The organism is Pseudomonas sp. R5(2019) (assembly GCF_009905435.1).
GTDB lineage: Bacteria > Pseudomonadota > Gammaproteobacteria > Pseudomonadales > Pseudomonadaceae > Aquipseudomonas.
The window spans coordinates 1-17,735 of the sequence record NZ_JAAAMT010000053.1 but is presented as its reverse complement, the minus strand read 5'-3'; the positions used below and the strand labels follow the sequence as shown (position 1 = coordinate 17,735).

Below are 17,735 nucleotides of genomic sequence, written 5' to 3'. Positions count from 1 at the left end.
TCTATCCGTTAAACGCATGGGCAATGCCGTTGGCGACGGCGATCTCCATGCGTTTCCAGTGTTCGTCTTCCAACCACTTGGCCGTGCCCATGTTTTCGATCGTGGGCTCTGCACCAGGTAGCCAGCGGTTGGTCAGGGCCATCAATTGGCCCAGGCCGTCTTCCGTCAGGCGTTCAGCGTGGCTGAGCGCTTTTTTACGAGGACTTCGACGTTAGGGGCGTACTCCTCCATAAGCGCACCCGCCAACTGCATGGTCATGACCGGGTTTTTCAGCGCTTCCTTGAGGGCGGTGCGCTCGTCCTGGGCCACGGTGTTGACCAGGAGGTTGTGCGAGGGCGAGACCTTGTTGCTGGCGGTCATGCTGTTGAAGTACTTGGTCACGTCCTGCGGGGTCAGGGTGAAGTTGAATTCCTGCTCGCCCACTTCCAGGGTGATTTCGCTGCGTTCAGTCATGGCTGTTGTTCCATTGGTTCAGGTTTAAAGGGGTCCACAGCGGCTATCGCTGGCAGACCTTGAGAATGTGGTCCTGCAGACCCAGCACCATGGATTTGGTCAGGGCGAGCTGGTTTCGGAGGGTGAAATAATCCGATCGAGCGTCTGCTGCGAGTTCGGCGGTTCCTGCATCAGCCACGCGGCCGGCGCCGGAGTCGGTGGGCACTGCGGCTGGGCAGGTGGCTTTAACGAGCAGCCGCTGACGGCCATCGTCAACATCGCGCTGCAGGCGAAGGTTCTTGTCTTTCGCATCGTTCAGTTCCTGGGTTCGCTGTTGGTCGATGGCATCGCGGGTGGCCAACATCTCGCCGCTGACCTTGGCGGCCTCGCGCAGTCCGGTCAGTTCGTACTGGGCGGTGTCGCGCTCGCGGCGCGCTGCGTCGCGCTGGTCGACCACCAGGTCGAAACCGACCCAAGCCAATAGCCCGACCAGGAGCACGAAAAGCGCCAGGCGCACGGGGGAAATAGTCATTGGCTGCAAAGCCTCGCTTCGGCGCGCCGGCGCGCATGCAGGCCCGGGACAAAGTGCTTGCGGCCTTGCTCGTCGGTCACATACGACCAGACCGGGGTTTTGCCATCTGGGGCCCAGGCCAAGGCCTTGCAGCCTTCAGCAATGCGTCCCGCGTTGATCAGTCCGACGGCCCGACTGGCGCAGGTACTGACATAGCCGAAGTTGTGGCCATGACTGCTTAGCGCATCGAAGGTGTTCTGGCCGATCTGCTGGTTGGTCAGGCAGTCGGCGAGCTGCAGCTGGCCCTTCTGGACCACCAGGCGCTCGACTTCCTCGCAACGCTCGTTCGACCAGTAGTCACCGACCACGACCGGATACGGGCTGGTGTGGCGGGTGATGCCCTTGCAGACCGTGGGCAGACCCCTGGCCAGCTTGTCGGCGTACACAGTGTTCTGGCCATTACCCTCCCAGGTGCCGAGAAACGGCATCAGCGTGGCGCTGGCCAGAACGAGGGTGCCGGCGGCAATCTTGTTACGCAGGTTCATGGGAACAGCACCCGCAGCACGGTCGGGCCGATCAGCTGCAGGACCGCCCAGAGTGTGCTGGCGACCGCCAGGCTCCAGGTGATCTTGGTGCCAATGCCCGATACCACAGAGGTCAGTTTCTGCTGGCCAGCGTTGAGCTCAGCCAGTTGGCCCGACATGTGTTCGAACTGCTGCTCAAGCTTCGTGACCCGGATCGGCACCGACTCGTGCCGGTTCTCCATCTGATCCAGGCGATGCTTCATGACGGCCATGTCCTGCAGCACACTCAGGCGGCTAGGATCGACGTTGTCACCAAGAGGCGGTTGGATGGGGTTCGGCCACATGTTCGGGAGGTCGTTCATCGACGTTGTCCTGCTTCGGCAAGGGTCTGGCACGGCACACAGCGGGTCATACCGCCGAGCGCCTGGCGCTCTTGTGGGATTAGTTCATCGCAATCCAGGCAAAGGACGCGGCTTGGCCCTGCCGGGCGCAGCTGGGCGCGTTGGGCTTCAATCACGCGCTCGCGCTCCAGCTCCTCGATCGCCTTGGCACGGTCAAGCCAGTCCGTCATCAGCTCAGCCCCTCAGTCTCGGTAGAGTCGAGATAAGGCACGCCATTGATGTGGACGAAGTCCGGGCTGGTGACGTCGAACGGCACCTTGTGCTTGGACGTCTCCCCACCTTTGGAGTCGATGTTGAGCAGGCTCGATACGCGCAACTTGCAGCCGAAAGCCTCCACACGCAGTTCATCCACCGGGGTCTTGGCGAAGAACACCATGTCGAACGTCCCCAGCGCCCGGAAACTGCCGGCAGTGCGCGCAGCGTCGATCAGCAGGTTGAAGTTGGTGGTGTCGAATTCCATCTCGCCGCCGGCGGCGACGTCGCCGTCCACGTGCCCATTGGGCACACCTCGCGATTGCGCCACGGCGGTGTTGTCGGTGATATCCAGGGTGCAGGTTTGAACGTGAATCAAGCTGTCGCCCAGGTTCACGTCGAAGTTTTTGCCGCCAATGCGTGCAGACATGCGGGATTACTCCGAATCGTCGGTGGAAAGGTCGAGGGCGATGTTGGCCGTCAGATCCTTGGGGCAGTTGTGCGGTCGCAGCGTGATGTAGGCCTCGATCTTGGTCTTGCTCTGCCAGACCAGGACAATGTCGCCGTCCTTGGGTGGCTGGATCTCGCCGGGGAACTGCTGGCCTGCGAAAGTCACCGACTTGGCCATGGCCCGCAGTGGTGCCATCAGCGCGTTGGTGTTGGCGGCCATGCTGTTGGCGGTGTTGTTCAGGCGGCGATCACCCACCCGCTGGATCAGCAGGATCCGCACCTTTCGCGCCGCCTTGTCGGCCAGGCGCAGGTACTCGACCACCTGGTAGTCGCTGCCCGGGGCATCGAGCATGTTGGCGTCGGCCCAGAACACGCCGGGGTAGTCCGAATAGGTCTGGGTGACCGAAAAGCGTGCAGTGTCCAGCTCGGCACGGATCGCCGAGGGCAGCGGGATCGATTCGGAGTCGACCGGAACGGCGCCCAGGCCGAGCACCGCACCGGTGGCCACCCGCATGGGGCTGTCGGCAATGCTGACGGCCGCGTTGGCCAGGCGGCCGGCCAGCACGCCCTGGTCGTTACCGTGCAGCAGCGGCACGACACACACACGCGGTGCCGCGATGCTGTCGGTGATCTGGCGTTGCTCAGCCAGGTACTGCGCCCAGGTCTGCACCAGCTGGATGCCGGCCGTGGCTGCGATCACAAAGGCACGCCGGCCGTAGGTGTTGTTCAGCGCAATGGCCGCGTCGTGCATGGCAGTCAGCTCGGCGCCGGCGGTCACCGGTTTGGTGATGACGATCGCCTCCACCGAATAGCCTTGCTGCTGCGCGAGGGTCAGTGCGTCTTGCCAGTTGCCATCGGCCGCGATCGGCGCTGCCAGGCAGGCCCAGCGGTCGCCACCATTGGCACGGGCAGCGGTGACCTGGGTTTTCAGGCTGCTGTCTGGAATGCCCAGCTGGACGGCAAGGTCGCTCTGGGTGTTCAGCGGAATGAGCTGGCCGACGCTTTTGGCGCCTGGCCCGATGAAGAGGAAATAGCGCTCGATCTCGGTTACGGCACCCTGGCCGAGGTTGAGATTGTTGACGCTGACTTTGCCGAGTGCCATGCAGTGCCTCGCTAGCGGGGTGAGTTGAGGATTTGTTGCAGCACCTGGTTGAGCAGCAGACTGGTGTCGCGCTCGGTGCTTGCGCCGAGGAACTGGCGTTTGGGCAGGGTGATTTCCCAGCTTTGCTTGCCGGTTGGTTCGGAGTTTTCTTCGCTGAGGATGCGGATCAGCAGGCCGGCCTGGGCGTAGTTCACATGCTCCAGGATCCAGGCCACCGGGGGCCGGCTCAGGCTCTTCTTGCCCGCTTGGCGCACCTTGAAGCCCAACCGACGCAGGCGCTTGGCCTGCTTTTCGGTAGCGGCCAGGCCTTCAGGCACCCGGCTCCAGCGCTTCATCTGAGCAGCGGTGCGGCGTTCGGAGGTGCCGTTATGCTGCTGGGCAGCGACCCAACTGGTCAGCGCATTGCGCCAACCCAGGACAGCCTGGTCAGGCGTCACGCTGGTGACCTGCAGCAGCTTGCCCAGGCCCGCTTCCATCTTCTTCTTGCCCCTCTCCGGATTCTTGCGAGGTTCGAAGGGCGAGCCGTCCAGGTTCTGCTGGTTGCGGATGTTCTGGCGGCTCATGGTGCGTACGCGCTTGCTGACGTTGTTCAGCAGCCGCCGGCGCAATCGCGGCGGCAGGCTGAGCAATGCCAGTTGCTCGCGCACGCCCAGTTGGCCGCGCACATCCAGGTCAAAGGTGCTACGCGCCATGGGTGGCCACCTCGCCCTGCTCCGCGACCCAGAGGTCAAACGGGATGAATGACCAGGTGGTGTCGAACGCCTCGATCTCGCCGGCCGGATCTTCGGCGAGATACTGCGGTTCAACGAATTCCAGGGTGATTTCGACGTCGGACAGGTCTTGGTCGAGCATCTCGATGGCGAACGCCGGAGCGGCCAGATCCTCATCGCGATCGGGGTCATGGCTGGCCAGCCAACTGCCCACCAATGCCATCAGGCGGCCGGGGTGATCGGCGAAGCGCTCCATGATGATGACGGCGCGATAGCGCATATCACCCATGTGCAGGCCGGCAAGGTCCGGCTTCCAGATCAGCTCCAGGTTGACCTGATCGGTGAAGCTGTCGAGCTGCTCAGACAGTACCAGTTGGCGCTCGATCAGGAAGGTGGTAAGGGCGCGCAGCTTGTTCATAGCAGCTCCGCCGTGATGCGGCCACGGCCCTGCAGCGTACGGACGGCCTGCTGACTGAAGGCCAGGAAGGTTTCCTTGCGCTCGGGCTCTTCCTTGCCGGTATTCTCGGCAATCTCCCGGCGGGTGACGGTGGCGAACTGGGGCAGCAGGCTGGCTTTGGCGCGGCAATACACGGCGCGCTTGTACGTCGCTACGTGAAATCTGTGCAGCGGCAGCACCGTAAGGTCTGCAGATTCCACGGAGGAGACGCCCAGCGATTGCCAGTAGGCTTTGCGTTTGGCTAGATCCTGGTTGACCTCAGTCATGGCCGTATTCAGATCAGCGCCCAGCAGCTCGACCAGGTATTCCGCCGGCAGGCGGTACCCCTTCTGGAACTCGGACACGGAGAGGTCCGGCCAGAAGCCGTCATTCTCAATTGCCTGCTCCACAAAGGTGGTGGGTTTCCCGGAAAAGCTCATTGCTGGGCACTCGAATAGGGGCGGGAAAACTGTTTCAGTGGGTCAGGCCATAAATGGTTGGCTCACATCCACAGTTTCTCGCCGGGGGGGGTAGTCAGTTATTCGGTGGCCGGTTTGGCCTGTTGTTTTTTCAGTGCACGCAGGCAGTTTTCGATGCGGGTATCCACGCCGGCCTTCGGATACAGCTCAATGGCGCGCTTAAAGTGCTTGAGCGCGGTTTCCCACTCATTGGCCTCCATGGCGCGGATGCCGATCAACTTGTGGTACTTGGCCGGGATCTGTTCGGTCAGCTGCCATTCACCATCTACACGGGGCAACAGATCGGACAGGTAGGGTTCAGGGCTGCGCTTTGCTTGGTACTCGACCATGGCCCACTCGATCATCGCGTCAGCCACAAAAGTCGGAATATCGCGCTTGAAGCGCTCCGGCATGATCTGACCCTGCTCCATCGCATAGTCGGCCAGCTCCAGGCCGTCTTCGAACTGGGCGGTGTCAAACAGCCAGACCATCACCTGCACCAGGACGCGGTTCGGAAAGTTCAGCCCCGACTCGCAATAGCGCTGCACGTACTCCTGGTACTTGGGCAGCAGCTCGTCACGTTTGAGTGACTGGCGACCGGCCAGGCCCTTGATGGCGCTCAGGCGCTCCAGGTCCTGGTCCAGCGCCGCTTCCTGCAGCAGCAGGTGCTTGCGGGCATTGGCCGGGCTGCTCAGCGCCTCGGCCGGGGAGTACGCCACGCCTGCAGCGACGGAGAGAGCCGCTACTGCTGCGACGCCCATGGCCAGGGTCCGGCGCTTGTGCGCCAGGGCCAGGCTCACGGCACCAGCTCCACGTTCTCGGTCAGGGCGATCTTTTCCAGCTGCTCGATCACATAGCCTTCATTGCGGCTGTTGTAATCCTCGACGCGGGAGCGTTTCGGGTTGTCGACCGTCTGCTTACGCCAGCTGGTTTCCTGGAAATAGATCGACAGGTTGTCCCAGCTGGTGACCAGCACGGCGTTGACCGGGAAGTTCGGCACGCTGAACGCCGGCAGACCACCGTAGGTCGCGATGACCTGGGCGTTCTCGATCCGCTCTTTCTCGGTCGGGGTGTCGCCCTGTTTGGTGTACAGCTTGGCCTTATCAGCAGCCAACAGGTCGGAGCCAATGATCGCGACCAGATCACCGTCCTCGCGCAGGATTTCATCGACCATCTGCTTGGTGTCGTGCACCAGGGCGTCGAGGTTGGCGTAATCGCCACCCACACCGAGGGTTACCTTGCCGACGACAGCGCCTTCCTTGAGCACCTGTTGCGGGGCCTGCTCGCGCAGTTGCTGCAGCCAACCCTTGTTCACGTCCTGCAGCTTGGGGTTTGCTACCAGATCGGTCTGGGTTGCTGCACTGGTACCGTGGAAGCCGATAACAATACGGTCCTGGGCGATACGCTTCTGCACAGCGGCGGAATAGCGATCCTTGAAGTCCGGAAACTTCGCCCAGGCGTCGATCTTGGCGTACGGCAGGCCCACGTCCGACTGGGTATCCGCCAGCTCGTAAGTGGTGTTTTCCAGTGCCGACGCATCCTTGGCTTCGCGGTCGGTGGTCTTGGTGTTGGTCCGGCCAGTGACCGGGCCATTGACACCGTTGAACACTTTTTCGCCCTTGATCTCACTGACCGGAACGACGTTGATTCGCTCCAGGAAGTCAGCCTTGGCGGTGATCGCGTCGTTCAGCTCTTGAGCGATCGTCGGCTCCACGCTGAACATGCGGCGGGCACTTTCAACACCGTAAGTTTCGGCGATCGAGTCCTGCAGGTCGGCATACTGTTGGGCGCCCTTGGCGCTTAGTGGCTGAGCCATGTCAGAGCACCCGCTTCTTGCCAGGGACTACCGGGCCGGGGTTACGCGGCAACTGGCGACCGTTGGTGGTGTTCTGCAGCGCGGTGAATTGCTTCTGCAGGGCCGTCATGCTGGCCAGCAGGGCCTTGTTCGTAGCACCACCTTTGCGGCTGAACTCTCGTTCCTCTTCGGCGGTGGTCACAATGCCGTCGACGGCTGCTTGCACGTCATCGATCGGCTCGGCGTCAGGCTCTGGAGCCTCGTCAGCGACGGGCTCAATCACTGCCTGAATGCCAGCGGCGACAATCAGCAGTTGAGCCAGCAGGGCTTTCAAGGCCGTAGCTGTAGCTTCATCCATTGGGGGTTTGCTCTCTGTTGAGGTTTGCGGGGGGACTTCGGTAGGGCTTTCTTCAAGGCCGAAGCGCTTGAACAACCCGGTGAACGCGGAGATCAGCTTGCTTAACTCGCCCTGGGGCTGGTCGTCACGCAGGGAACCCAACTCAACGGAGGCGGCGTAGTACGCGGCCTTGTGGGTTTTCTTCGAGAAGTAGAGTTCTTGGGTTCCCAGGCTGGCCGGCTCGTCGGTCACGGCCAGGCCGGTCAGGTAGGCTTTGCCACTGCCAGCGAAGTTCGGGGTGATCTCGATGCTGGTGAAAAGCTTCTGGCCCTGGTCGTTGAGGTACAGCAGGCGATCGTTGGGCTTCAACTGGGCTTCCAGAGCAATCTGCCCCGGCTCCAGGTCGTCGCCCTCTTCAGCCAAACGCACGGCATATACGGTGCCGTGGGAGCCATTCCAGCGTTCGTGGTCACACCAGATCACAGCGGTGTATTTACCCGGCTTGTAGGTCTCAGCGATGTCGCGCAGTTCCTGGGGAAGGATCTCGCGACCATCAGCGGTGGTGCCGCTGGTGGCGACACGTTTCCAGAACGAAACAAGGGAACGGGGCATGGGCGATAACTGCGCTCAATCGGTGATTTGAGCCGCCACGATAGGGAGCCATGGACAGCCCAACAATCAGTTAACTTTTGCCCCTCCCCTGCTTCCAGTATCGAGGATAAACGAGGAATTTAACCTCGCGTTTCCGGCGTTTTCGCCGCATAGACTGCGGCCCATGCTCTACTCAACCGAAGTAAAAGAAGCCGCTAAACGTCTGTTTCTACGCCGCTGCAAGGCGAAGGAAATTCAGGCGCAACTCAACCTGCCTAACATCCGGATCGTCTACTACTGGATTCGCCAGGGCGGTTGGGAAGACATGCTGTCGGATGAAGAACCGCTGACCGCGATCGGCCGGCGTATCACCCTGCTCCTGGACAAGACCACAAGCCTGAGCAAGGACGATCTGAACGAGCTGGACCGGCTGACCACCATTCGCGAACGGCTTCTTAAACAAGCCGCCAAGCCATCGCTGGCCCCAAACGTAGACGAACCGGCAGAGCCCCAGGAGCGACGTCAGGGCTCACGTGGGGGGCGCTCCGGTCGTAGGGACAATGGCGACAAGAAGCGGGAAAAGAAGGCAAAGAACGATATCAGCGGCCTGACCGAAGTGGACTTCCTGGATAAGTTCATCTCCAAGATGTACCGCTATCAGCAGGAACTGTTCGCGGCCAAGCAAAACCCGCTGACCTGCCGGATCCGCAACATCCTCAAAAGTCGCCAGGTCGGCCTGACCTACTATTTCGCCGGCGAAGCCTTCATGGACGCGGTGCTGACCGGCGACAACCAGGTGTTCCTGTCGGCCAGCCGCTCGCAATCGGAGATTTTCCGCAGCTACATCATCCAGTTTGCCCAGCAGTGGTTTGGCATCGAGCTGACCGGCAACCCCATAACCCTCAGCAACGGCGCCGAACTGCGCTTCCTCAGCACCAACAGCAGTACCGCCCAGGGCTACCACGGCCACGTCTATGTGGACGAATACTTCTGGATCCGCGATTTCGAAAAGCTCAGCACCGTGGCCAGCGCCATGGGCACCCACAAGAAGTGGCGCAAAACCTACTTCTCGACACCCAGTGCGGTGTCACACCAGGCCTATCCGTTCTGGTCCGGCGAAGAGTTTCGCAACAGCAAGCGCGGCAAAAAGGTCGGAGGCACCTGGCCTGTCGAAGCGGCGTACACCCAGGGCGCGCTGTGTCCGGATGGCCAATGGCGTAAGACCATCACCATCCAGGATGCCATCGACGGGGGCTGCGACCTGTTCGACCTCGAGCAGCTGCAGCTGGAATACGACGAGGACAAGTTCCAGCAGCTGTTCTATTGCAAGTTCATTGACAGTTCGCAGAGCGCGTTCGGCCTGAAAGACCTGGAGCGCTGCTACTCCGACCTGACGTTGTGGGAGGACTACAAGCCCGACGATGACCGCCCCTATGGCAACAGCCCCGTCTGGATCGGCTACGACCCCAGCCGCACTCGCGATGACGCCACTTGCGTGGTCATTGCCCCTCCACTCGAAGCTGGAGCGAAGTTCCGCATCCTGGAGAAGCACAGCTGGCGGGGACAATCGTTCAAGTACCAGGCCGAGCAGGTCAAGAAACTCACCGAGCGCTTCAACGTGCAGCACATCGGCATCGATACCACCGGCATTGGGTATGGGGTGTTCGACCTGGTGCGCGACTTCTACCCACGGACAACATCGATTCACTACAGCCTGGAAACGAAAAACACGTTGGTTCTCAAGGCGCAGGACACGATCCAGGGAAGCCGCATCGAGTGGGATGCCGGTTGGACCGATGTTGCCCAGGCGTTCCTGACCATCAAGCGCGGTACCACCGGCAGCGGCCAGATCACCTACAGCGCTTCGCGCACCGAAGCCACCGGCCACGCCGATATTGCCTGGGCAATCATGCACGCCCTGGCCAACGAACCCTTGAACACGAACAAGCGGCGCCGGAGCCGCTACATCACGAGCGGAACCCATGCCCAACCGACGCAAAAAGCCCCAGGTCAATCAGCAGCCACGTCAGCAACAGCCAATGCGCACGTTCACCTTCGGGGAACCAGAACAAGTGCTCAGTGGCAACATCGGCGAGTACGTGGGGGTGTTTCCCAGCGACGACGGCGAGATCTACAAGCCGCCAGTGTCACGCACGGGCCTGGCCAAACTGTTGCGTGCCAACGCGCACCACGGCGCCATTCCGAAGTTCAAACGCAACTTGCTGCTGCGTGAGTTCATCCCTTCGGACGGCTGCAGCGCTCAGACCATGGGCCGCGCAGGTCTGGACTACATGGTGTTTGGCGAAGCGTACTTCTACCGGGATACCAACGCTTTCGGCCAAGTCCTGGAGCTGCAGCACCTTCCCGCAATCAACATGCGGGTCAAGGTAGGTGGCGGTTTCAGAATGCTGCTGCCGGACAACAAGTTTATGGACTTCGAACAGGACGAGATCGAGCACGTCATGGACTACGACGTAGAGCAGAACATATATGGCATTCCGGACTACTTGGGCGGCCTGCAGGCGCTACTGCTCAATGAAGCGGCCACCCTTTTCCGCCGGCGTTACTACAGCAACGGCGCACACGCGGGCTACATCTTCTACACCAACGACCCGGATCTGACCGAGGAGGACGAGGACAATCTGCGTGCCCAGATCAGCTCCAGCAAGGGTGTGGGTAACTTCCGTTCGATGTTCGTCAACATCCCCAACGGCAAGGAAAACGCCATTCAGATCATCCCGGTGGGCGACTTCCAGGCCAAAGACGAACTGGAAAAGGTGAAGAACATTACCCGCAACGATGTGATCGCCGCCTGGCGGATGAACCCGGCACTGGCCGGGATCATTCCCGAAAACAGCGCCGGCTTTGGCGATATCGAAAAGATCGATCGGGTCTACACCAGCAACGAGATCCGGCCGATCTGCCAGCTGTTTAACCAGCTCAACGACGCATTACGGAATGACAGGCGAATTGCCTGGAGAGAAGCACCAGTAGCAGGTGAAACAACTACATCTAGCGACTAGACCGGAGAATTCCACTACGTTTCATGGCATAATGGTGGCACACAGTTGCCCTGGGGAGGGACACATGCGGGTCTATTGCAGAGAGTGCGGATGCAAGGGGTTGAACAAGGGCAGTGATCATCTATCACGGGATTTCGTAAAAATTTACTACACCTGCAGCTCCGTACATTGCGGGCATAGATGGGTGTCTACCGTGACCTTTTCACATACAACGACACCGTCTTCCGAACAAGTTGATCGAATCATATTTGATCGTCTGAGAGAGCTACCCAAAGCGAAACAGCGGGAGATTTTCGCCCAGTTGGGCGCGGCATAGATAGGGCCTGAAACGCCGGCCACACAAGGGCCGGCGCACTCTTACATCAATAGAGCGGCTTGATGCTTTACAGGCAAATCAACTGGCTGCCGGTTCCTCTGGAATGGTCGCCAGTGCCTCGGTAAGGCGCCGAAGTTGCTTTCGGTCCTGCTCATTCAACTGACGGTAAAGCCCGACCAGACGACGTTCAATTTTCGAAAGAGCGTGCCATTCAAATTCAGTGATTCCCGCGCAGCCGCGCTCGTTGCTCGTGCGATCCAACATGCTTACTACTCCATAAAGTGCATTGCTGAATCGACGTTATCGGGGCGGGGACTGGCTTTAGAACCGGGGGGCGACGAATGTCGCACATGCTTTGTTACAAGTTAATTCGAACTTTTAGCTACGTCGTCCGCGATCGCCTGCAGGAAGCGACGCATAGATTTTTTGTCATCTGGCGGGAGGCTGCGGTACCGCCTGACCATCACTTCTTCATCCTCGCTCAACTCACCAACTTCGGCAGGAGTTCGGACCCCAGTGACAACGTAGAGGACGTCGAGACCCACGGCATGCAAGGCTTTCAAATAGCCAGTATCCGGGCGTCGCTCGTCTCGTTCATAGCTACCTTGAGTGTTCCGAGTTATGCCACCTATCTGAGCCATTTCCTCTTGTTTCAGACCCAATCGAGTCCTTTCCTCGCGCAAGCATTCGCCCGCACTCAATTCCGAGAATTCACTCGATGACAATTTTTTCAAACTTAAGCCCCTTTACAGGACAAATAAATTGGTCATAATCGGCGCTGTACGAACACGAACCCACACAAACGCACACGAGCGAACACTATGCCCGCCACCCTTACACCCGAGCAAGCCCGTGAGGCCCTGGACCACAAAGGAATGAGCATTGCGGAGTTCTGTCGCATTCACTCGCTGAATAAGAATTTGGTCAGCGACCTTTTGAACGGTCGTAAAAAAGGTCGCCGTGGGGAGGCACATCGCGCCGCGGTGTTGCTGGGGATCAAAGACGGCGTGATCGAACAGTAATGGCACCGGGCCACAGGGAAAAGCAGAACATGAAAAGTTCAGTTCTAAAAACTCGTCGACAAGTTGTCAGTGCAATTATTTGCGCCTACTCAGGTGGACGCGAATGTGCAGCGGCTCGCATTGGTCTTTCGCTCAAGAAGTTCGATAACCATGCCTATGAGAACAACAACAGCCGTCCGCTGACTGATGTACAGATCTATCAGCTCGAGCTCGAGGCAGGGACCACACATTTACCCGAATACATCGCAGCCATGTATGGCGGCATGTTTGTTCCCGTAGCCGAGCCTGATTCGCTGGATAACGTCGAAATGTACACCCGGTGCGTCCAGGCCGCAGCCAAGAAGGGCACCGTCGACCACCTCATTGCCGAGGCATTGAAAGACGAGATTATTAGCGAGGCCGAGGCTGAAGCGATCCTACATGCCGACTCGCTGCATCTGGCGGCCCGACATGCCGAGGTTCTCGCTGTTATCCAACTGCACGCTTCGAAGTCGGGGAAATCCAAATGAACAACGTCTCCACGGATATGGATTATCAGGACACCATTCGCGCTGCCGCACTGGCGTTCCTCGAGCGTCACCATGGCGAGCACCTGGGCGAACCGAGCCAGTTCATGGACCGGACGATCAATCACCTGATTGATAGCTTCGAAGTAGCGCACTCGCTGGCCGTGCACCTAACGTGCAAGGCCTTTATCGATCTCGCAGAAATACAAGTTCGCCAGCGCCTCGACCTCAAATCATGTGATGCAAGAAACGTAGTCATCACTGATCCCGTCCGAGGCTGCGCCTGGTCAGTACCGGTTCACCTGATCTATGAACACCTGATTGCTGCCGGCCACGGAACACGCATCACCCCCGCTACCTAACACCCCTTTACCAATGTCCTGAGCCTACTTGCCGTGGGTTTGGGTGAGCTTTGCCTGATGCCGAGGTTTCACATGGGAAACGCCGTAATTGTCACCACCACAATGCCTTCGGCCCAGGCCAAAGCGCTGCGAGCTGCCGTGCGTGCGCAGTACCTGATGAGCCTGAATGAACACTGGTACGCAGACGAATATCGCTTCGTCCCTGAGGACGTACGACACGAATTGATCCTCGAAAGATCCCCAGTGATGGCAGCCCAGAAAAGCCTGATGGCGGCCCTATCCCTCAGCCTTAAAGCAGTGAAATAAATATGAGAGACGATCTGCGTCACGACGTCCTGCAGCGCCTCGAGCACGACTACGGCCTGAAACACCGTACCGGTACCGACTACATGCGCGGTGGCGAATGCCCCAAGTGTCACAAGCGCGAGCTGTACTCCCGGCACGACAAACCATGGCTAGTGATCTGCGGCCGGTCGGAGAAGTGCGGCCACACCATGCACGTCAAAGAGATCTACGACGACCTGTTCGAAGACTGGAGCAAGCGCGCGCCGGCAACTGAAAACGAACCAACAGCTACAGCCCGTGCATACCTAGAGTTCCATCGCGGATTCAAATACGAGCTGATCGCGGGTTGGTTCACCCAGGAAGCCTACTACTCGGCCCAACACAACGCCGGCAGCGCGACCGTGCGCTTTGCCCTGGAAAAAGGTGGCTACTGGGAACGCCTGATCGACAAGCCTGCACGCTTCGGCAAGATGAAGGCACGCTTCGCACCAGGTGACAGTTATCGCGGCGTGTGGTGGTGCCCACCATGCGTCGACGTGCTCGAGGTGAAGGAGATCTGGATTGTCGAGGGCATCTTCGACGCCATTGCCCTGGTGCACCACAACATCGCCGCCGTTTCGGCAATGTCCTCTAACGCATTCCCGGCCGAATCCCTGCAGGCGCTTGTGGCAGCTCGTTCGGGCAATCTGCCGAAACTGGTCTGGGCGCTGGATAACGAACCAGGCGCACACGCTTACACGAAGCGCTGGGTCCGCATGGCCCGTGAATTGGGCTTTACATGCGAAGCGGCACAGATCCCCCAGCGGGACAACCGCAAGATCGACTGGAACGATCTGCACCAGCGTTGGCAGTTCCTGGACGAAGGCGAGAAGCGAGATGCTCAGTTCGACAAGGACATCACCATTGCGCGCCACAACGGCGCCCTGCTGATCGCCGAGAACGCCACCGAAAAGGCCTTGGTGATGTTCGACTGGAAGCGCCGCAGCGAATTCCACCTGGAGTTCGGAAACCGCCTGTACTGGTTCAAGATGGACCTGGAAAAGTACAACAAGGCAATGCGGGAACTCGAGGACAGCGAGCACCAAGAAGACCAGTTGCTAAACGACAAACAGATGCGAGCCAAGGCCATGCAGCAGTGCGGCGCGCTGCAGCGCATTGCCACCTGCAACCCCAAGGCCCTGTACTACCAGGAGAACAAGCTCACCGACGAGTCCTGGTACTACTTCCGGATCACGTTCGCCCACGATGCGGCGCCGATCAAGAACACCTTCACCAGTTCGCAGATCGCCTCGTCTGCTGAGTTCAAGAAGCGCCTGCTCGGCATTGCCCCGGGCGGGATGTTCACCGGCACTACCCAGCAGCTGGACGCCTTCATTGAGCAGCAAACCGACGCCCTCAAGACCGTGCAGACCATCGACTTCACCGGCTACACCCGTGAGCACGGCGCGTACGTCTACGGCGACGTGGCGGTGCGCGACGGCAAGGTGTTCAAGCTGAACGAGGAAGATTTCTTCGACATGGATCGGTTGAGCATCAAAACCCTCAGCCAGTCGGTAATCCTCAACCTGAACACAGACCTACAGAAGTTCGACACCGAGTGGCTGGAGATCATCTGGGAATGTTTCGGCGCCAAAGGCCTGGTCGCACTCGCCTTCTGGTTCGGTTCGCTGTTCGCCGAGCAGATCCGGCAGCACCAGAAAAGCTACCCCTTCATGGAAATCATCGGTGAGCCAGGCGCCGGTAAGTCCACGCTGATCGAGTTCCTATGGAAGCTCTGCGGTCGTATCGACTACGAGGGTTTCGACCCAACCAAGGGCACCCCAGTTGCTCGAGCACGTAACTTCGCCCAGGTTGGCAATCTGCCGGTGGTGCTGATCGAATCGGAGCGGGAAAAGACCGATGGCAGCCAAACCAAACAGTACGACTGGGACGAACTGAAAACCGCCTACAACGGCCGCAGCGTCCGCTCCACCGGTGTGAAGAACAACGGCAACGATACCCGCGAACCTCCTTTCCGTGGCGCTGTGGTCATCGGCCAGAACCACGCGGTGAACGCTTCCGAACCCATTCTGCAACGCCTAGTGCACATCGCCATGACGAAGGACGGGCAGACGCCGCAAACCAAATTGCTGGTGGAAAAGCTCGAACGTATGCCGGTCGACCGCGTTAGTGGGTTCCTGGTCAAGTCCACCATGAAGGAAAGCATGGTGATGGAGACCGTCCGCGAAAAGGGGCCCAAATACGAACAGCAGCTGCTGGCCCTACCCGAGATCCGCACCGTCCGGATCGCGAAGAATCACGCCCAGCTGCACGCCTTGGTCGACGCCCTGGTGCACGTTATCCCGCTGAAAAAGCACCAAGTGGAAGCGGCTCACACCGAGATTCAGAACATGGCCAAGGACCGCCAGCTGGCGATCAATGCTGATCACCCGATCGTCGTCGAGTTCTGGGAGCTGTACGAGTACTTGAACAGCACTGCAGGTGGGCTCAACCACTCCCGCAATGACGGCCTGATCGCGGTGAACCTCAACGACTTCGCCAAGGAAGCCGCAGAGAAACGCCAGAAAGTCCCGGACCTGACTGAGCTCAAACGCCACCTTAAAACCAGCAAGTGCCCCAAGTTCGTGGAGACCAACAAAAACGTCTGCTCGGCATGGGATACCGATGCCGCCGACAAACCGAAAACCGTGCGGTGCTGGATATTCCAGGCCGCCTGATCGTCACCAATTGAGGGAAACACCTATGCATATCCAAGTCATCACCGGCGCCGGACGGGACGGAGCAACGAGACGACTGCGTTACGTGAAAGAGCTTCAGGACTGGTTCGGCGAAGCCAATAAAACCGTACACGCGGAAGCGTATGGCGCTGCGGGCCTGATCGAGATCCTTGAGGTACGTGCTGCGGATGGGCAGCGGGAAATTTTGGTGCTTGAGTGCAGCGTGGAACAGATCCAGGCCGCATTGGAATGGCAATCAGAGACAGACGAAGTAGTGGAGCTGGAGAACCTGGTGCTTCACCTGGTGCGAAAGATTCCGAGTGAACAGAGCGCCGGCTAAGCCGGAAATGAAGAGGTGTCGAGGAGTTGGCCCTCCCCGACACCAACTACTGAAAGGAGCAACACCATGCAAGCACAGCACCAAAGCAGCAGCGATCCGAAGGCTATCACATTGACCGGCGAAGGCGCACAAGCGGCGCGGCATCTGATGGCTATCCGGATCGTCGGAACAGCTTTGTTCGACTACCAGGTGCGGAAAACTCCCGATGCGCGGATCCGCCTCGAATGCCTTACCACTATGGCTCATGCCCAAGGCGACCTGAGCGAGCTCGACGCGCTTGTCGTAGCCCAGGTACTCGCCAACCCGATGACCACCACCAAGCAGCTGCAGGACCGAAATCATGTCTGAGCAAACTAATATCAAGCGCTTCAAAGTGAGTGAATCCTGGAAAGACTACGAGGTGCTGCTCGAGGTCAACCTCGATGTGTTGACGCCTGACCGGGCAGCAATGATCAACAACTATCTTTCCAACGAGCAAACCAGGCTGATGGATGAAGGCGGTGATGTCATACGCGTCGCGATCCGACTGGCCGGCTCTACCATGATCAGGATCATGCTCGAGCAAGGCGGAGCAGGTTTCACCCCGACTTTCAAAAACGTGTTCGGTGAAAACCCGGGGGCCAGCTGGACCCATGACCTGCACAGCGCCGAGGGTTTTGGAGGCTGCGAGGCGGACGAGCAACCATACGGCTGGTGCGGCATGCGGGTGATCGGCGCCGAAGTGGACGTGCCTGGTTATTACGAAGTCGAACTGACTGAATTAACAGTCGCGAAGGAAGCCTGACCATGTCGGCAGCAGGAAGAATCCGGTCCAGGCGTTTTTGGACCACCCACGAAGTCGCACTGCTTGAGAACCTTTATCCAGATCTCGCCACCGTCGACGTCGCGGCTCGCCTCGATCGGCCCCTGAGTGCTGTACATAGCAAAGCAAAGGCTCTTGGAGTGAAGAAAAATCAGACGTTTTGGGCTAGCCCACTCTCAGGCCGATTCGATGGTGTGCGAGGCCAAGCCACACGGTTTCAGAAGCGAAAGGGGGGAAAGTGTGAGTAAGTTGGATCGTTTCATGCGGGAAAGGGATGTCCTCGAGGTCACATCCCTCCCCCGGTGTCAGGATAGTTGTCGCCTCTCCGGTTTTTCCTGAAAAAGCATATCGGGGGCGGAAAGAGACTGGTCGTGCCGTACTATTCACCTGAACGCAAAGCCGCATTGCTGAAGATGCTGCTTC

Annotated in this window: 27 protein-coding genes; 11 read left to right on the top strand and 16 right to left on the bottom strand. The window is 59.5% G+C overall.

From position 1 onward, the window contains the following. Position 1 precedes the first annotated feature (1 nt). From GUY40_RS24135 to GUY40_RS24070, 14 genes are all read right to left on the bottom strand, one after another. Positions 2-142 carry a hypothetical protein gene (locus GUY40_RS24135; protein WP_019407713.1) on the bottom strand — a complete coding sequence of 47 codons (141 nt, stop codon included), beginning with the start codon at positions 140-142 and terminating at the stop codon, positions 2-4. Between the two features lie 23 nt (positions 143-165). After that, positions 166-453: a putative phage tail assembly chaperone gene (locus GUY40_RS24130; RefSeq protein ID WP_166571423.1), complete on the bottom strand. Its 288-nt coding sequence runs from the start codon at positions 451-453 to the stop codon at positions 166-168. Positions 454-496: 43 nt separating this feature from the next. Next, on the bottom strand, positions 497-964 hold the full coding sequence (locus tag GUY40_RS24125; protein WP_166571422.1) for a lysis system i-spanin subunit Rz: 468 nt from the start codon (positions 962-964) through the stop codon (positions 497-499). Next, positions 961-1,488, bottom strand: a complete 528-nt coding sequence (locus GUY40_RS24120) for a lysozyme (protein ID WP_166571421.1) — start codon at positions 1,486-1,488, stop codon at positions 961-963. The genes GUY40_RS24125 and GUY40_RS24120 overlap by 4 nt, the downstream gene beginning before the upstream one ends. Further along, on the bottom strand, positions 1,485-1,829 hold the full coding sequence (locus GUY40_RS24115) for a hypothetical protein (protein WP_256675846.1): 345 nt from the start codon (positions 1,827-1,829) through the stop codon (positions 1,485-1,487). Before GUY40_RS24115 ends, GUY40_RS24120 begins: the two co-directional genes overlap by 4 nt. Then, positions 1,826-2,038 (bottom strand): TraR/DksA C4-type zinc finger protein, encoded by a 213-nt coding sequence (locus GUY40_RS24110; protein ID WP_166571420.1) that lies wholly within the window; start codon positions 2,036-2,038, stop codon positions 1,826-1,828. The genes GUY40_RS24115 and GUY40_RS24110 overlap by 4 nt, the downstream gene beginning before the upstream one ends. Beyond that, a complete protein-coding gene (locus GUY40_RS24105) occupies positions 2,038-2,490 on the bottom strand; it encodes a phage protein (protein WP_166571419.1) in 453 nt (150 codons plus the stop codon). The genes GUY40_RS24110 and GUY40_RS24105 overlap by 1 nt, the downstream gene beginning before the upstream one ends. A gap of 6 nt (positions 2,491-2,496) precedes the next feature. Then, on the bottom strand, positions 2,497-3,612 hold the full coding sequence (locus GUY40_RS24100) for a DUF2586 domain-containing protein (protein WP_166571418.1): 1,116 nt from the start codon (positions 3,610-3,612) through the stop codon (positions 2,497-2,499). A gap of 11 nt (positions 3,613-3,623) precedes the next feature. Beyond that, a complete protein-coding gene (locus GUY40_RS24095; RefSeq protein ID WP_166571417.1) occupies positions 3,624-4,304 on the bottom strand; it encodes a phage virion morphogenesis protein in 681 nt (226 codons plus the stop codon). Then, positions 4,294-4,740 (bottom strand): phage tail protein, encoded by a 447-nt coding sequence (locus tag GUY40_RS24090; protein ID WP_166571416.1) that lies wholly within the window; start codon positions 4,738-4,740, stop codon positions 4,294-4,296. The genes GUY40_RS24095 and GUY40_RS24090 overlap by 11 nt, the downstream gene beginning before the upstream one ends. Further along, positions 4,737-5,198, bottom strand: coding sequence for a head completion/stabilization protein (locus GUY40_RS24085; RefSeq protein WP_166571415.1), 462 nt, complete (start codon positions 5,196-5,198; stop codon positions 4,737-4,739). Before GUY40_RS24085 ends, GUY40_RS24090 begins: the two co-directional genes overlap by 4 nt. Positions 5,199-5,296: 98 nt before the next feature. Next, the gene (gene gpM / locus GUY40_RS24080) at positions 5,297-6,016 is read right to left on the bottom strand and encodes a phage terminase small subunit (protein WP_166571414.1); all 720 of its coding nucleotides are present in this window, start codon (positions 6,014-6,016) and stop codon (positions 5,297-5,299) included. After that, positions 6,013-7,032 (bottom strand): phage major capsid protein, P2 family, encoded by a 1,020-nt coding sequence (locus tag GUY40_RS24075; protein ID WP_166571413.1) that lies wholly within the window; start codon positions 7,030-7,032, stop codon positions 6,013-6,015. The genes gpM and GUY40_RS24075 overlap by 4 nt, the downstream gene beginning before the upstream one ends. A 1-nt stretch (position 7,033) precedes the next feature. Beyond that, the gene (locus GUY40_RS24070; protein ID WP_166571412.1) at positions 7,034-7,960 is read right to left on the bottom strand and encodes a GPO family capsid scaffolding protein; all 927 of its coding nucleotides are present in this window, start codon (positions 7,958-7,960) and stop codon (positions 7,034-7,036) included. A 163-nt stretch (positions 7,961-8,123) separates the two neighbouring features. On the opposite strand from GUY40_RS24070, the gene GUY40_RS24065 reads away from it, so the two are divergent. From GUY40_RS24065 to GUY40_RS24055, 3 genes are read left to right on the top strand one after another with little or no spacing between them, the layout of a single operon-like run. Then, complete coding sequence (locus tag GUY40_RS24065; RefSeq protein WP_166571411.1) at positions 8,124-10,172, top strand: terminase large subunit domain-containing protein; 2,049 nt, start codon at positions 8,124-8,126, stop codon at positions 10,170-10,172. Beyond that, positions 10,111-10,962 (top strand): phage portal protein, encoded by an 852-nt coding sequence (locus GUY40_RS24060; protein ID WP_256675845.1) that lies wholly within the window; start codon positions 10,111-10,113, stop codon positions 10,960-10,962. Before GUY40_RS24065 ends, GUY40_RS24060 begins: the two co-directional genes overlap by 62 nt. 31 nt (positions 10,963-10,993) lie before the next feature. Next, on the top strand, positions 10,994-11,278 hold the full coding sequence (locus tag GUY40_RS24055; RefSeq protein ID WP_306092857.1) for an ogr/Delta-like zinc finger family protein: 285 nt from the start codon (positions 10,994-10,996) through the stop codon (positions 11,276-11,278). A 78-nt stretch (positions 11,279-11,356) separates the two neighbouring features. Here the strand turns inward: GUY40_RS24055 and GUY40_RS24050 are convergent, their stop codons facing one another. Both GUY40_RS24050 and GUY40_RS24045 read right to left on the bottom strand, forming a co-directional pair. After that, positions 11,357-11,542, bottom strand: coding sequence for a hypothetical protein (locus tag GUY40_RS24050; protein ID WP_166571409.1), 186 nt, complete (start codon positions 11,540-11,542; stop codon positions 11,357-11,359). A 101-nt stretch (positions 11,543-11,643) separates the two neighbouring features. After that, positions 11,644-12,012, bottom strand: a complete 369-nt coding sequence (locus GUY40_RS24045; RefSeq protein ID WP_166571408.1) for a helix-turn-helix domain-containing protein — start codon at positions 12,010-12,012, stop codon at positions 11,644-11,646. Positions 12,013-12,099: 87 nt separating this feature from the next. On the opposite strand from GUY40_RS24045, the gene GUY40_RS24040 reads away from it, so the two are divergent. The 8 genes from GUY40_RS24040 to GUY40_RS24005 all read left to right on the top strand — a co-directional run bounded on the left by GUY40_RS24040 (position 12,100) and on the right by GUY40_RS24005 (position 17,294). Next, the gene (locus tag GUY40_RS24040) at positions 12,100-12,300 is read left to right on the top strand and encodes a DNA-binding protein (protein ID WP_052966984.1); all 201 of its coding nucleotides are present in this window, start codon (positions 12,100-12,102) and stop codon (positions 12,298-12,300) included. Positions 12,301-12,329: 29 nt separating this feature from the next. Next, entirely contained in the window at positions 12,330-12,809 is a 480-nt protein-coding gene (locus tag GUY40_RS24035) for a YmfL family putative regulatory protein (protein WP_306092856.1), read from the top strand. Then, positions 12,806-13,168: a hypothetical protein gene (locus GUY40_RS24030; protein ID WP_166571406.1), complete on the top strand. Its 363-nt coding sequence runs from the start codon at positions 12,806-12,808 to the stop codon at positions 13,166-13,168. Before GUY40_RS24035 ends, GUY40_RS24030 begins: the two co-directional genes overlap by 4 nt. A gap of 72 nt (positions 13,169-13,240) precedes the next feature. Then, positions 13,241-13,474, top strand: a complete 234-nt coding sequence (locus GUY40_RS24025; RefSeq protein WP_166571405.1) for a hypothetical protein — start codon at positions 13,241-13,243, stop codon at positions 13,472-13,474. 2 nt (positions 13,475-13,476) lie between these two features. Beyond that, positions 13,477-16,170 (top strand): toprim domain-containing protein, encoded by a 2,694-nt coding sequence (locus tag GUY40_RS24020; protein WP_166571404.1) that lies wholly within the window; start codon positions 13,477-13,479, stop codon positions 16,168-16,170. Between the two features lie 25 nt (positions 16,171-16,195). After that, on the top strand, positions 16,196-16,510 hold the full coding sequence (locus GUY40_RS24015) for a hypothetical protein (RefSeq protein WP_166571403.1): 315 nt from the start codon (positions 16,196-16,198) through the stop codon (positions 16,508-16,510). A gap of 66 nt (positions 16,511-16,576) precedes the next feature. Continuing rightward, on the top strand, positions 16,577-16,858 hold the full coding sequence (locus GUY40_RS24010) for a hypothetical protein (protein ID WP_166571402.1): 282 nt from the start codon (positions 16,577-16,579) through the stop codon (positions 16,856-16,858). Continuing rightward, positions 16,851-17,294 carry a DUF2528 family protein gene (locus GUY40_RS24005; protein WP_166571401.1) on the top strand — a complete coding sequence of 148 codons (444 nt, stop codon included), beginning with the start codon at positions 16,851-16,853 and terminating at the stop codon, positions 17,292-17,294. Before GUY40_RS24010 ends, GUY40_RS24005 begins: the two co-directional genes overlap by 8 nt. The last annotated feature ends 441 nt before the right edge of the window (positions 17,295-17,735 follow it).